The sequence below is a fragment of the Sorangium sp. So ce887 genome (assembly GCF_051521455.1).
Taxonomy (GTDB): Bacteria; Myxococcota_A; Polyangia; order Polyangiales; family Polyangiaceae; genus Sorangium.
In genome coordinates this window covers 9361929-9375035 of record NZ_CP150354.1, presented here as the reverse complement: position 1 = coordinate 9375035, position 13107 = coordinate 9361929, and the positions used below count along the sequence as shown (strand labels likewise).

Here is a 13107-nt window from a genome sequence, read left to right as displayed (position 1 = left end):
CGCCTGAGAAGGAGACCCTCCGTGCACCGTCGACATGCGCTCTGGATCCTGTTGCTCTGCCTGACTCCCCTGCTCGCCGCGTGCGGGCATCCCTGGAAGACCACCCGTCAGGCTGTGCCGAACCCGTTCTACGGCAAGGGGCGCCTCGCTGTCGTCCCGGTGGCGTTCCTCGCCCTCGAGGTCGGCGACGTCTCCGAGGCCGACTGGATGGCGGAAAAGGACGCCGAGCAGCGGCAGAGCTGGCAGGAGGACAAGGCGGGGATCAACGAGCAGTTCACGGAGGCCCTCATGGCCGAGGCAGCGTCGGAGGACGCCATCGTCGTCAAGGCGATCAGCGCGGCCGACGCGCCGTTCTTCGTCCGCGCGAACGTGACGTTCTACGAGCCCGGCGTCTTCACCGGAGTCTTCAACATGGCCACGCACCTCAAAGCGACGGTGCAGATCACCGACCCGGCCGGGAGGGTGCTCGACGAGATCCTGATCGAGGCGGCGTCGCCAGCGACGTTGTTCAACCCATCGACCGGAGGGCGCGCGCGGGACGCGGCGCGCCAGCTCGGCAAGCTGGCGGGGAGGTACGTCAACCATCGCGTCAGCGGCGGCGACTGAGCTGCCCCGGCGGCCCCACGCCGGATCAAGGTAGCCGCTCGCCGGAGCCGGGCGCTGCGTCGTGCCGCGCCTGGTCGACGACGGCTACCCGCCGCTGGCGAGAGACTTTCCCTGGGTCTCGAGCGCGGCCTTGATGATTCCCACCGCCTTCGGCCCCACGCCATGAATCGCCAGGAGCTCGGCCTCCGAAAACCGGGTGACCTGGTCGAGGCGAGACACGCCAGCTGCGGCGAGCGCTCGAGTCGCCGGCTTCCCGATGCCCTTCGGAAGCGCGGATTCTGGTTGTTCCTTCGGTTTGCTCGGCATGGGCCCTCTCCCGGTTGATTCGCCGCCCGCGAGCCGGCGCTCGGCGGCGCCGGCGACGCCAGCCTCACGATCACGCACAGCATGCCAGGACGAGGGCCGCTATACAATACCGCGGTACGGGGGCCCTGCCGCCTGATCGCACCGAGGTCAAGCTCCGTGTCGTGGGTCGGTGTGAGCCCATTCAAGGGCTTGCCCCACTCGGACCGCGCCGACAAGGTGAAGAACATCGACATCGACTACGTTCATGCCGAGGGGACCGGCTCTCACGGCGTCGAGACCTATGGCGTGGATGGCCTGCGCGTCGGCACCGTCGTCGCGCGCGACACAGGGGAATGCGGCATCCTCCTGAACGACACGATCAACGCCGACATCAGGACGGTCGACGCCGTGAACGCGGGCACGGGCACCGGCTATGCGGCGTTCCGCCTCGCCCAACTTGTCACAGCGGTCAGGTCCATGTGTGGCGGTCCTGCGCGCGACGGGCGATCGCCTGAGCTCGTGCGCCGGACCGATCGCCGCAGCCGCCGGTCTGGCGCCTTGCTTGCATCCGCCTCGGCGCATGCACCTGCACCGCATGAAGACCCCAGGTATTGCCCACGTCGCCTACCTGCTCGGCAACAAGGGCGAGGCGATCGTGGTCGACCCGCGGAGGGACATCGACGAGGTCCTCGCGGCGGCCAGGGAGAAGAACCTCGTGATCAAGTTCATCCTGGAGACGCACCGCCAGGAGGACTTCATCATCGGATCCGCCGCCCTCGCGAAGGTGACGGGCGCGAAGATCGTGAGCGGAGATCACCCGCTCTTCGGACACAGCGACATCCGGATGCGGGACGGCGAGGAGCTCGACCTGATCGGGCTGCGCATCCGCGCGCTTCATACGCCGGGGCACACGCCGGAGAGCGCCTGCTACGCCGTGTTCATCCCCGACGCACCCGGGCGCGCCTGGGGCGTCTTCACCGGCGATACGCTGTTCATCGGGGAGACGGGGCGGACCGACCTGCCCGACCGCGAGAAGACCAGCGACAACGCGCGCCTTCTCTTCGCCTCGGTCCACGAGAAGCTTCTCCCGCTCGGGGATCAGACCCTCCTCTGGCCCGCCCACGGCTCCGGCTCGGTCTGCGGGGGCAACATCGCGGAGCGCGACGATTCCACGCTCGGCCTCGAGCGCGGTTACAATCCCGTCTTCGTGAAGTCGGTCGACGACTTCGTCCGCGCCAAGGTCGCGGAGCGCATCCCGCGCCCACCCTATTTCAGCTTGATGGAGAAGCTGAACCTCGAAGGGGGCAAGCCGCTCGCCGCGAAGCCCGGCGAAGTACCCTCCCTGGCGCCGAAGAAGTTCGCGTCGGACGCCAAGCAGGGGCTGGTGCTCGACGCGCGCGACCCCGAGGCGTTCGCGGCGGGCCACCTGCCCGGCTCGCTGAACCTCTGGCTCGCTGGGCTCCCGGTCTTCGGCGGGTGGGTCGCGGACGAGACGACCCAGGCGTATCTGGTCGTCCCGCGCGCCATGGACGTGGAGGCGGCGGTCCTGCATCTCGCGCGCGTCGGCATCGATCGCGTCGCCGGCGTGCTCGCCGGAGGGTTCGACGCATGGCGAGATGCCGGCATGCCCATCGAGAAGACGGGCACGACGACTCCGCGCGAGATCCACGACGCGGGCGACGCCGTCACCGTGCTCGACGTCCGCGATGATCAGGAGTTCGAGACGGAGGGGCACATCGAAGGCGCGCGGCACATGTACGTGGGATATCTCGACGAGCACTTCGAGAAGATCCAGCCTGCGCTGCCGCGTCATGGCCGCATCGCGCTCGTCTGTAGCGTCGGGCACCGCGCTGGCCTCGCGACGAGCATTCTCCGTCGCCGCGGCTTCAGCGATGTCGCCAACGTCCTCGGCGGAATGACGGCGTGGGAGAAGCTCGACTTGCCGAAAAAGAAGGGCTCCGAACGCACGGTGACCACCGTGGATATCGAAGGAGCGCGACGATGAGCTCGCAGGGAGGCACGCGCTGGGCGCCGGAGATTGCCGGGCTCGCGATCGGAGCGCTGGAGACGTTCGCGATGGGAACCGCGAAGCGGCCTCTCGGCGTGACGTCCGCGTTCGAGACGGTGGCGACCCGGCTGGCGCGCCGGTTCGCGCCGCAGGCCAGCCGAGTGAACGAGTTCGTGGCCAAGCGCGAGACGACGCCGAAGATCGACTGGGAGATGCTTGTCGTTCCGGGCATTGTTCTTGGCGCATTCCTCGCCTCGCGCGCATCGGGCACGCGAGGATCCAGGCTGCCGGACGTGTGGCGGGCGCGGTTCGGGGAGAGCCGCGGACGGCGCTATGCGGCCGCATTCTGCGGTGGCGCCCTGATGATGTTCGGCGCGCGGCTCGGCAAGGGATGCACCAGCGGACACGGCATCAGCGGCACGATGCAGCTCGCCGCGGCGAGCCTCGCGTTCGACATCGCGATGAGCGCGAGCTCCGTCTTGACGGCGAAGCTCCTGTTTCGAGGAGGCGCGCGATGAAGCGGGATCCGCTCGGAAAACTGGCGCTCGGTCTCGCGACCGGGACCGCGTTCGGCGCCTTTCTCCAGCGAGGCGGGGCCTCGGATTACGACCTCATCGTGAACCAGCTCCTGCTGCGCGACAGCGCCATTGCGCGGATCATGTCGACGGCGGCGGCTGCCGGCTCGATCGGGACGCACGCCCTGCGCGCAGCCGGCGCGACCGAGCTCGACGTGAAACCGTTCCAGGTACGCTCGGTGATCCTGGGCGGTGCGGCCTTCGGCGCGGGGATGGCGATCCTCGGCTATTGCCCCGGCACGACCCTCGCCGCTGTCGGAGAAGGCCGGCGCGACGCGATGTTCGGGCTGCTCGGGATGGTCGCGGGAGCGCTGGCCTTCATCCGCGTGTACCCACACATCAAGGAGGCGGTCGAAGCGACGGACCTGGGCAAGGTCACCCTCCCTTCAGCGACGAAGACGTCCCCTTGGCCCTGGGTGGCTGGCCTCGCCGGCCTCGTCGCCGCACCGGCGCTCGTCATTGCGATAGGGCGCGCCCTCCCACGACGTCGCCCCTGCTGATTCCAGCAGCCGCCGGCTCGCGCCGACGAGGAGGTTGAAACAAGGCTCGAGCTCGTCAGGAGCTCCGGCGCGGGCGCGCCTTCGTGCCTTGGGCGGCGCGCGCTCCGACGCGAGGCGCGGCGCTCGCCGGGGCGGCTTCGGGCTCGGCCGGGCGCTGCATGCGGGCGATCTCTTCGGCCATCAGCGCGGTCGCCTGCTCGAAGAAGTCGCAGATGAGCCTCAGCTCTTCGAGTGAGTAGCGCGAGCAGAGCACCGCCCAGCGCTCGCGGAACGGCGCGAAGAGCGCGCCGATCTCGGCGTAACGTTCGGTCACCGGCTCGACCACCAGCTGGCGCCGATCGCTCGGGTGCTTCACGCGGCGCACGAACCCCGCCTCCTCGAGCCGGTCGAGCACCCCCGTCACCCCCCCCGAGGTCAGCCCCGTGAGCTGGACCAGATCGCCCGGCGTGACCGGACCCGCCTCTGCCGCCCTGCGAACGACGTCGAGGTACTTGTGGTCGGTGCCCTTCAGCCCCAGCCGCGCGGCGATCGCCTGGTGAAAGAGCACCGACTGGGTGCTCAGCTCGCGGCCCAGCCGGTCGCCCAGGCTGTCGACCAGCTCGCTCACCGCCTTCGCGCTCGTTCGTTTCGCGGCCATCGCCTCTCGCCTCGATCCGCCCGCACTCTACCCGAGCCGCCGCCGTCTTGACAACCCATGGCAAATATCTTACTTACTAACAGAGTTACTTGCCAGGAGGTTTCCGTGGAGCGTTCGACCGACGAGGCGGCCATTCGGCGCATGTTCGAGGCCCTGTGCGAGGCGTGGGCGCGGGACGGCGCGAGCGCCGTCGACGCGTTTTACACGCCCGACTCCGACTACGTGACGTTCGATGGCTCGTGGCTGCGCGGGCGCGAGGCGAACCGCAGGGTGCACGAAGAGCTCTTCGCCGGCATGCTCGCCGGCACCCGCCTGGTCGGCGAGGTCGAGGGCGTGCGCTTCGTCGGCCCCGACACGGCCGTGGTCGTCAGCACCGGCGCGGTGCTGTGGCCCTGGCAGAAGGTGGCGCCTGCGAGCCGGCGGTCGCGGCAGACCCTGGTGGTGGTGCGGGGCGACGACGGGCGCTGGCGGGTGGCGTCGTTTCAGAACACCCGGGTGCAGCCCCTTCCGCCGTCCGACAGCCTGTTCATGCGCCTTTTCGCGGCCGTGATGCGCGCTCGCCTCGCCTTCTGGCGACGGCGCCACCCCGCGGCCCTCGCGGCCTGAGCGCCGGGGGCGGCCCTCTCGGGCTCGGGGCGCCGGGGCGGCGCGCCCCATCAGCTCACCAACGCGATCGGCGTTCTAGGGAGTATCCCCGCGCGGCGGAATGACGTCGAAGCGCCGGGTTCCCGGCTTCCCCAGGAGAACCTGATCGGCGAAGTCGAAGATGGCGTTCCAGTCTTCCTCGGTGGCGCCGTGCCCACCGGGCCGGAAGTGCAGTCCCAGATGCTCAGGAACGCCGAGGAAGTCGTACACCGGTTGAGCACCGAGATACGACTGCACGGCCGCGTAGGCCCTTCCGTACGGATCGTCGAGCGAGTTGCACAGAATGAACAGCCGTGGCGCGGTGAGGGCGGGTAGCCAGTGCTGGTCCGAGGGAAGGCGCTCCGTCTGGTTCCTGAACTCCGGAAGGAGCGGCCCGAACCAGTAGGTGTTCTGATCGACGATCTCGGTGATGCCCTGCCCGAGCCCACGGCCCATCTCGGCGCCCGAGAACCGAAAGGCCATGCCCCCCGCCACCGGGGCGGTGAGCGCGATGCGCTCGTCGAAGGCGCCTGCGAGCAGAACCGCCTGGCCCAGGCGCGACACCCCCGTGACCATGATCTTATCCCGATCCACGGCTGGATCGGTCATCAGATAGTCGACAGCGCGGGAGATCCCCCAGGCCCACGCGGAGATGTCCCTCCAGTCGTGGTCCGGGTAGGCCGGAAAGAAGGCGCTCGACGCGTAATCGGGAGAGTCCGCGCCGAGCTCCTGGTAGCCGATCGTGGCCACAGCGTAGCCTCGCGCGAGCGCACCGGCCGCTCTCCCCAGGCTGCTTTCGCCGGAGCCGGAGGAGAGCGAGATCAAGATGGGACGAGCCTCGGCCTCCTCCTCGGGAGTCGCCTCGGACTTCGGGAAGAAGAGGCCCAGGTCGAAGCCGAGCTCCCCGCCTGGCCCGAAGCTCAGGTGAAGCTTGCGGTAGAGGGCGTCCACACCCGAGGCCGTCGTGATCTCCGAGGGTCCCGAGAGCGGCACGGCCGTCACGTTGCCCGGCGGCGGCGGCATGTGCCCGTAGGTGTAGTCCTCCAGGATCCGCATCATCTCCTTGCGGCGAGCCCGCCACTGTTCCGCCGTGCTGACCTTGGTTCCGTCGGCCAGGGTGAGCGGATCGGGCATCTCGGGGAGGAGGGGGAGCTCGTCGACCGGGATCGGGGCGGAGTCTTCGACCGAGGAGCTCCCGCCGTCGGGGTAGGGATCGCTCGGAGCGCCCAGCCAGCAGCACCGCTCGCTCGGGGCACCGCAGCTGCCCTCCACCTCCAGCGCTCCCAGGGCCGGACAGTCGTCGTGACAGGTGAAGGTGCACGGCGCGCTGGCCGAGCCACCGCCGCTGCCGCCTTCCCCTCCACCTCCATCGGCGAGGGGCGGCGCATCGGTCCCGCCGCTGCCACCCACCGGCGCCATGCCGCCAGAGGCCGCGTTCTCTACCGCCGGGCCATGCCCGGTGCAGCCCGTGAGCGTCCCGCACAACGCGCCGATGCACAGACTCGTGAAGCGGATGGTTCGATGCTCGATCATGATTGTCGCTCCAGGGGGGAAATCAGGGCATCGGGATGACGAAGGGAGAAGGAAAAGCAAACGATTCGAGGATGTCAAGCAATGACCGCGAGGGTCTCGAGCGCCTGTGCCGGGACGGCGCTCGCGGCACACCGGCCTTGCAGCGCTTCGAGCGCGCGGCGGATGGACGAGCGCCTCTGCCCTAGAGCGACAAACGGGTCGAAACCCCGAAAAAAGCAGAAATTTCACAGGGAGGCGAGGAGGCGGGGAGCGAGAGACGGCGAGAGGGAGAGATTCTTTTTTTTCTTCCTCCCCGCCTCCCCGCCTCCCTGTGAAATTTCTCCCGGTTTCAACATGATTGGTTTTCTAGCGAGCGTCTGACGTCGAGAGCCCGAAGACCTCGCGCAACCCCTCCGGGAGGGTGGCAGGCGTGCGCCGGAGCAGCGTCTCGAGGTCGGAGCTCGTCTCGTCCAGCTGGTCGCCCCGGATGTCGGAGTAGAAGCCGAGGTAACGGCGGGCGAGGTGCTCCGGCACGCCGGCCCGGACGGCGTCCGCGACGTACGTCTCGTCGGAGATCCGCGTGTAATCAACGGTCCTGCTCGACACCTCGGTGAGGGCGGCCGCCACGTCGTCGAAGGTGTAGCTGCGGGGGGCGGCGACGACGTAGGTGCGGTCCGCGCCCTCGTGGTCGAGCATGGCGTTGGCGAGCGCCTCGCCCATCTCGCGGCGCAGCGCGTAGGCGACTCTACCGTCGCCGGCCGGCAGCCGGATCCCCGTCTCGAAGACCCGCGCGCCACCGACGTAGAGCGGAACGGTGTCGAGGTACAGGGCGTTGCGAAACAGGACGTGGGGCAGCCCGCTGCGCCGGATGCGGTCCTCGGTCTCGAAATAGTCGCGCATGAGCGCGTTCTCCGAGGCCTGGACGTCCCTCAGCGACCGGCTGGCGAACCCGATCAGCGCGACACCGGCGCGCCGGGCCGCGTCGATGACGTTCTGGTGCTGCTGCACGCGACGCTGGGGGGCGTTGCCCGCGATGAGCAGGACGCGGTCGACGCCGGCCATCGCCCGGTCGAGAGCGGCGGTGTCGTCGTAGTCGCCGACCCGGACCGAGACGCCGCGCGCCACGAGGTCGGCGGCCTTGCTCTCGTCGCGCGCGAGCGCGGCGATGTCAGCGCCGGCGGTGCGCTCCAGCAGGCGGTGGACGACGGCGGACCCGAGCTGTCCGGTGGCTCCGGTGACGAGGATCATGAGCGTTTCTCCCTGAAGAAGGCCAACTACATAGCGTGCTATGTGTATGAATAGCACGCTATGTTGTAAGGTGGCAACCGATGGATATCGACTACGACACGGGCTACTTCGTCACCCGGACCGCTCGGGCGTTCATGCGCGTCGCCGAGGCGCAGCTGCGCCCGCTGGGGCTCGGCGTCGCCCACATCCCGGTCCTGCTCTGCCTGGCCGAGGAGGAGTCTCTGACCCAGGCGGAGATCGCTCAGCGTACGCACGTCGAGCAGCCCACCGCCGCCGCGCTGCTGCAGCGCATGGACAAGGCTGGCCTGATCGAGAGGTCGCCCGACCCGCGCGACCGCCGGGCCACCCGCATCCGCCTCAGCGCCCGCGCCGAAGAGGTCATGCCACGGGCGCTCGAGCTCCTCGGCCAGTCGAACGGCGAGGCCACGGCCGGGCTCTCCGCTGGGGAGATCGAGGCGCTCCACGGCCTGCTGCGCCGCGTGCTGGCCAATCTCGCCGCGATGATCGACGACGACCGGGGTCAGGCGGCGCCCAGGGAGAAGGAAAAGCACGACGAGCCGGCGACAAGGCGCGCCTCTTCGAGCGGCCCCAGCGCGCGGCGTCGGTGATCCCTACGGCGGGTTCGGCCCCGGCCTCTGGATCGTGCGGTGGCTGCCGGTCGCCTCCAGCAGGCGCTACCCGACCTTGAGGGCCCGGAGAAGCCTCGGTTCGAGAGGAGGATTCAGGAGATCGTCACGGCTCGAGGGCTCCCCGGGCCGCCGCTCTCCTCGCTTCTTCCTTCAGCTTCCTCAGGTGTCCGTGCAGGGTCTCGGAGTCGAGGCCATGTAGCGTCAACCGGAAGCCGGCCTCGAGCGTCGAGCTGGGCACCATGGGATGATGGTTGTGCACAAGGGCGACAGGCAGCGGGTCGTCCAGGATCTTGCCGACGTAGAGCGCGATGATCTCGTCCAGCTGCAGCGAATTGCTCGCCCGCCAGAAATGGTGGTCAGACAGGAACAGCGCATAGAGCGGCGTGTAGATCTCGATGGCGGTCTGCAGGTCGACGACGTTCAGCCAGGTGTCCGGGAGGTCGTCGATGCTCGCGTCGTCATCGGTGATGGCAGAGAAGTCGATCGATTTTCGGGGCTCGATATCACGGCCCTGGGCGCGAAGCTTCTCGTTCAGCTCGATGATGAAGTTGTAGAAGGTCAGATCGTGGACCGTGAACGTGTTGTCCAGCAGGTCCTCCAGCCTCCGGGTCCTCAGCGGCGTTGTCGTCTCGAGCTCGATGCCCGGGACGTTGTCCTCGATGAACTTCAAGATCTCCGTGCCGATGGTGAAGTGGCGCAGGATGAGGTAATTGGCCTCCGGGGCGACGAAGAGCCTCAGGCCCCAGTAAATGGACCGATGTAACAGCCACGGAGATTGCCAGCTCGCCGGGACGAGGATCTTCATGAGCTTGATGCCGGAGATCGACAGGCGGGCGAACGGCCTGACGATCGGCATCACGACCCTGCGCGTGGTGCTGCGCTGGCTCTTCAGGAGGGCGGCCTTGGCCCGCTCGTCGATCGGCAAGGACCGGTCCAGGTACAAGGCCAGCCACGGATCGGGATCCCTGGGGTCGTGCTTCATCTTCCTGAAAAAGTCCTGAAAATCCATGTCAGTAGCTCCCGATCTCCTCGAGCTGGAGGCGGTAGAGCCGCGCGGTGACGCGGGCGGTCTTGAGGATCCTCGGCGCCATCCGCGGGAGATTCAAGATACCACAGCGGAGCACCTCTTCCAGCTCGCCCAGGTGATCTTCGTCGGCCTTCGCGTGATAGAGATAGAAGCTGACGGCCTGCGCCTCCAGGCGAAGGGCGGACTGCACATGCTCGGCCCACCGGGCCGCGACCCGCTTGCCGAGGCCTTCGATGATGTACATGGCGCCGAGGAGATCGAAGGGGTTCGGCTGATCGGCGCGATGGAAGATCCAGGCAGACAGCGCCTCGCTGCCGATGTTCAGCTCGTGCCGCGCGAGCCCGGCCGGGTCGCCGCCGCTCTGCAGATAGTCCTGCTCCAGCATCTGGTAATCGCGATGCTCCGCGGCCGCGTGGCGGATGAAGCGCGAGCGCAGCTCGGCGAAGTCGTGGCCGATGTTGGAGGCGGCGCGCGCGATCCAGAGCGCCCCGTTCATGACCTGCGCCCGGTGGTTCAGCAGGAGCTCGTGGTAATCGGCCAGGCGAATGCGGCGCTCGATCACGCGCCGCACGATCGGGATGTGATGCACCTGGGACTCGAAATCCAGCCAGATGGACGACAGCCCGCGCAGGACGGCCTGCGGTGAATCTTCGTCTAGAGGCGATGTACGTTCCAGAAGCATCCTGAACCTCCCTGGGATGACGGCGGGTCAGACGACCGTGAGCAGCATGAAGGCGATGACGCAGCGGCCGCTCTCCGGGATGAAGCCGAGGACCTGCTGGCCCGGCTGCAGATCCCGCTCCTCGATCAGCTGGTGCAGCATGAGGAGAATGGATGCGGCCCCCGTGTTCCCCTGGGAATAGAGGTTCGTGAACCAGCGAGCTTCGGGCACCATCGCCCCGGTCTTCGCGAGCAGCTTGACCATCTCTCCGCGGAGAGAGTGGGACGAGTAGTGCGCGAGGAAGTGGTCGATGGCTTCCGGCCTCAGCTGTCGGCGATCCACGAGCTCGAGGTAGTGCTTCGCCCACACGGGGAACATGCGGTGAAGCAGATCGAAGTCCTGCTTGAGGACGAGGGCGCCCTGCTGCGCTGCGAGCGCAGGGCTGTCGTAGTGACTCCAGGGCTTCCTCTCACCCGCCCGGTTCCTGGCGGTGCCCGCGTACATGCAGGGGTCGAAGCGGTCGGCGTAGGAGCAGAGATCGATCCATTCCACCCTCAGGGAGCGGCGCCCCTCGTTCGGCCGGGTCTCCAGGAGCCAGGCGCCGGCCCCGTCGGAGAGGGTCCAGCGGAGGAACTCGGTCTCCATCAAGGCGGAGGAGTCCTCGCCTTCCTGCTCCCGACCGGCATAGAAGCCAGGTCGGAAGAAGCGGCTGGAGAGCTCGGCGGCGCAGGCCACGCCGCAGTCGTGCTCGCCCGCCTTCAGCTGGAGGTAGGCGGACTTGAACGCCATCATGCTGCTGGCACAGACGCTCTGAAAGCTCGCGATCTCCAGGGGCCGCAGGCCGAGCTCGCCGTGGACCGCGCTGGCAAAGCCGGGGACGAGGAGGTCGCCCTGGGTGGTGGCCGCCGCCAGGAAGGAGAGCCTCTCCGCGGCGATCTCGCTGCGGGAAAGCGCGTCCCGGATCGCGCGAGCCGCCATGTCTGCGCCGCTGTGAAGGGGCACGCCCTCCGGCGTCAGCGCATAATGACGTGTCTTGATGCCGTTCTGCCGGAGGACGAGGCGCCCGAGTCTGGAGCGCCTGTCGCTGATCTTGCCGATGTACTGCTCCATCTCCTCGTTGGGGACCGGCTTGCCAGGCAAGAAAGCGCCAGTGCTGGTGATGTAGACGGAACGATCCATGATCCCTCTCCGTGGCCGACATGGGCTTGGAGCTCGTCACGGCGGCCATCAACACTACCTCAGTCGCCCTCGCCGGGCCGAGGCGTAACCATGTCCCGTCTCGCCGACCGCCGGCTTCGCCCGCCGGAGGCTGGCCCGGGTTTCGCTTGTCCACGATACCGGCCGCGGCACCTCGCGCCGCCCGGGCGCACTGAGGCGATTTCGTCGCGGGCGCATCCAGCGTCCCTCGCCATCCTTGATGGAAGGGGGTCACCATGGATTCATCAGAACATGTCGGTCGCGTCCTGCGCCGCGTCCTCGCGCTCTCGCTCGCGCCCGTTCTGGCCGGAACCTGCGCGAGCATCGACACCAGCGGATTCGCGGCCGTCGCCTGCCGGAACGGACGGGAGGCGCGGTACCTCGGGGGCCTCAGGCCCGGAGCCGCCGCCGACTACCTCGAGCTGCGCGAGCACCTGCATCTGCCCGGCGCGAGCCGCGCGCCGCGCGCGATCGAGACCTCGGGCACCCCGTGCGCCCGGGCGACGGACCCGGCGGCGTGCGCGGCGAAGATCGCCGCGAGCTCCTCGACCGAGGGCTTCATGCTGGGCGAGTGCGTGCAGTACTGCCCGCGGCATGTCCTGATCGTCAATGCGGGCGACGACGTGGACGTCCTTCGCTCGAAGGAGGAGGTCAAGGCGTGGCTCGGGCGCGTGGACTCGCCAGAAGAGGCGGTGCTTGTCGCCGCGCTGGAGGGCTACGAGGTCGCCTGTGGCGGCAGCGCGCCGGGCGGGGTGCGGCCCGCCGACGGCGGCTACGAGGTGCTGGCGACGCGCGTCACCTCCCTTTGCGCGCCCGTGGAGACCACCCGGTACGTGCTCCAGGTCGGCGCGGACGGCCACCTCGGCGCGGTCGCGTCGGAGGTGATCAGCTCCAGAGCCGGGGCCTGCATCGGCCGGCGCGCCGCGGGGCTCGTCGAGCGCGCGGCCGGCGGCGCGACGGTGGTCGGGGCGTGGTTCGCAGAGGTGGCGCAGCTGGAGGCGGCGTCGGTGCGCGCCTTCGAGGTGCTCGGCCGCGAGCTCGCCCACCACGGCGCGCCGCGGTCGCTCATCGAGGGGGCGAGCGCGGCGCGGCGCGACGAGGTGCGGCACGCGCGGGTGATGCGCGCCGTGGCGGCGCGTCACGGCGGGCGCTGGCGCGCGCCGGTGGTGGCGCCGCAGCCGCTGCGATCGCTCGAGGAGCTCGCGGTCGAGAACGCGGCGGAGGGCTGCGCGCGGGAGACGTTCGGGGCGCTGGTCGGGATGTGGCAGGCGCGGTTCGCGGGCGACCGCGCGGTGCGGCGGGTGATGGCCCGCATCGCCCGGGACGAGGTCCGTCACGCCTCGCTGGCGTGGGCGATCGATCATTGGGCCCGCCCGCGGCTCTCCCCGGCCGCGCAGCGGCGGACCGAGGAGGCCCGGCGGAGCGCGCTCGACGACATCGCCGCGGAGGCGCAGCGCGAGCCGCATCGCGACCTCGTCCGCTGGGCAGGGCTGCCCGGGCCGCGCGCCGCCCGCAGCCTGGCGACGCATTTCGCGGGGAGCGTGGCGGCGCTTCGCCTCGACGCCGCGTGAGCCCATCGCGAGGCCGGTCCGCGGTCA

General features: G+C 69.3%; 14 protein-coding genes and 1 pseudogene. 8 read left to right on the top strand and 7 right to left on the bottom strand.

Annotation, left to right across the window (positions count from 1 at the left end):
• Positions 1-21: 21 nt before the first annotated feature.
• Entirely contained in the window at positions 22-606 is a 585-nt protein-coding gene (locus WMF36_RS35000) for a hypothetical protein (RefSeq protein ID WP_437575147.1), read from the top strand.
• Positions 607-690: 84 nt separating this feature from the next.
• Here WMF36_RS35000 and WMF36_RS34995 read toward each other — a convergent pair whose 3' ends face one another.
• Positions 691-912 carry a DNA-binding protein gene (locus WMF36_RS34995; protein WP_437575146.1) on the bottom strand — a complete coding sequence of 74 codons (222 nt, stop codon included), beginning with the start codon at positions 910-912 and terminating at the stop codon, positions 691-693.
• A 222-nt stretch (positions 913-1134) separates the two neighbouring features.
• On the opposite strand from WMF36_RS34995, the pseudogene WMF36_RS34990 reads away from it, so the two are divergent.
• The 4 genes and pseudogenes from WMF36_RS34990 to WMF36_RS34975 all read left to right on the top strand — a co-directional run.
• Positions 1135-1344, top strand: a pseudogene (locus WMF36_RS34990) (hypothetical protein); the annotation flags it as partial.
• A 142-nt stretch (positions 1345-1486) separates the two neighbouring features.
• Positions 1487-2896: an MBL fold metallo-hydrolase gene (locus WMF36_RS34985; protein ID WP_437575145.1), complete on the top strand. Its 1410-nt coding sequence runs from the start codon at positions 1487-1489 to the stop codon at positions 2894-2896.
• Positions 2893-3417: a YeeE/YedE thiosulfate transporter family protein gene (locus WMF36_RS34980; RefSeq protein WP_437575144.1), complete on the top strand. Its 525-nt coding sequence runs from the start codon at positions 2893-2895 to the stop codon at positions 3415-3417. The genes WMF36_RS34985 and WMF36_RS34980 overlap by 4 nt, the downstream gene beginning before the upstream one ends.
• Complete coding sequence (locus WMF36_RS34975) at positions 3414-3974, top strand: DUF6691 family protein (protein WP_437575143.1); 561 nt, start codon at positions 3414-3416, stop codon at positions 3972-3974. Before WMF36_RS34980 ends, WMF36_RS34975 begins: the two co-directional genes overlap by 4 nt.
• Positions 3975-4029: 55 nt before the next feature.
• Here WMF36_RS34975 and WMF36_RS34970 read toward each other — a convergent pair whose 3' ends face one another.
• Positions 4030-4611, bottom strand: a complete 582-nt coding sequence (locus tag WMF36_RS34970) for a MarR family winged helix-turn-helix transcriptional regulator (RefSeq protein ID WP_437575142.1) — start codon at positions 4609-4611, stop codon at positions 4030-4032.
• A gap of 105 nt (positions 4612-4716) precedes the next feature.
• Between WMF36_RS34970 and WMF36_RS34965 the strand changes: the two genes are divergently transcribed.
• Complete coding sequence (locus WMF36_RS34965) at positions 4717-5217, top strand: SgcJ/EcaC family oxidoreductase (protein ID WP_437575141.1); 501 nt, start codon at positions 4717-4719, stop codon at positions 5215-5217.
• A 75-nt stretch (positions 5218-5292) separates the two neighbouring features.
• On the opposite strand, the gene WMF36_RS34960 is transcribed toward WMF36_RS34965, so the two are convergent.
• Together WMF36_RS34960 and WMF36_RS34955 are read right to left on the bottom strand one after the other, a co-directional pair.
• On the bottom strand, positions 5293-6768 hold the full coding sequence (locus WMF36_RS34960) for a glucuronyl esterase domain-containing protein (RefSeq protein WP_437575140.1): 1476 nt from the start codon (positions 6766-6768) through the stop codon (positions 5293-5295).
• Positions 6769-7113: 345 nt separating this feature from the next.
• Positions 7114-7995 (bottom strand): SDR family oxidoreductase, encoded by an 882-nt coding sequence (locus WMF36_RS34955; RefSeq protein WP_437575139.1) that lies wholly within the window; start codon positions 7993-7995, stop codon positions 7114-7116.
• Positions 7996-8075: 80 nt separating this feature from the next.
• On the opposite strand from WMF36_RS34955, the gene WMF36_RS34950 reads away from it, so the two are divergent.
• Positions 8076-8603 (top strand): MarR family winged helix-turn-helix transcriptional regulator, encoded by a 528-nt coding sequence (locus WMF36_RS34950; RefSeq protein ID WP_437575138.1) that lies wholly within the window; start codon positions 8076-8078, stop codon positions 8601-8603.
• A gap of 124 nt (positions 8604-8727) precedes the next feature.
• Here WMF36_RS34950 and WMF36_RS34945 read toward each other — a convergent pair whose 3' ends face one another.
• From WMF36_RS34945 to WMF36_RS34935, 3 genes are all read right to left on the bottom strand, one after another.
• Positions 8728-9633 carry a DUF6999 family protein gene (locus WMF36_RS34945; RefSeq protein WP_437575137.1) on the bottom strand — a complete coding sequence of 302 codons (906 nt, stop codon included), beginning with the start codon at positions 9631-9633 and terminating at the stop codon, positions 8728-8730.
• Position 9634: 1 nt separating this feature from the next.
• Positions 9635-10240 carry an iron-containing redox enzyme family protein gene (locus WMF36_RS34940; protein ID WP_437575136.1) on the bottom strand — a complete coding sequence of 202 codons (606 nt, stop codon included), beginning with the start codon at positions 10238-10240 and terminating at the stop codon, positions 9635-9637.
• Positions 10241-10360: 120 nt separating this feature from the next.
• A complete protein-coding gene (locus WMF36_RS34935; protein ID WP_437575135.1) occupies positions 10361-11491 on the bottom strand; it encodes a beta-ketoacyl-ACP synthase III in 1131 nt (376 codons plus the stop codon).
• A gap of 254 nt (positions 11492-11745) precedes the next feature.
• Here WMF36_RS34935 and WMF36_RS34930 point away from each other — a divergent pair, with 254 nt between their 5' ends.
• A complete protein-coding gene (locus WMF36_RS34930; RefSeq protein WP_437575134.1) occupies positions 11746-13080 on the top strand; it encodes a ferritin-like domain-containing protein in 1335 nt (444 codons plus the stop codon).
• Positions 13081-13107 lie beyond the last annotated feature (27 nt).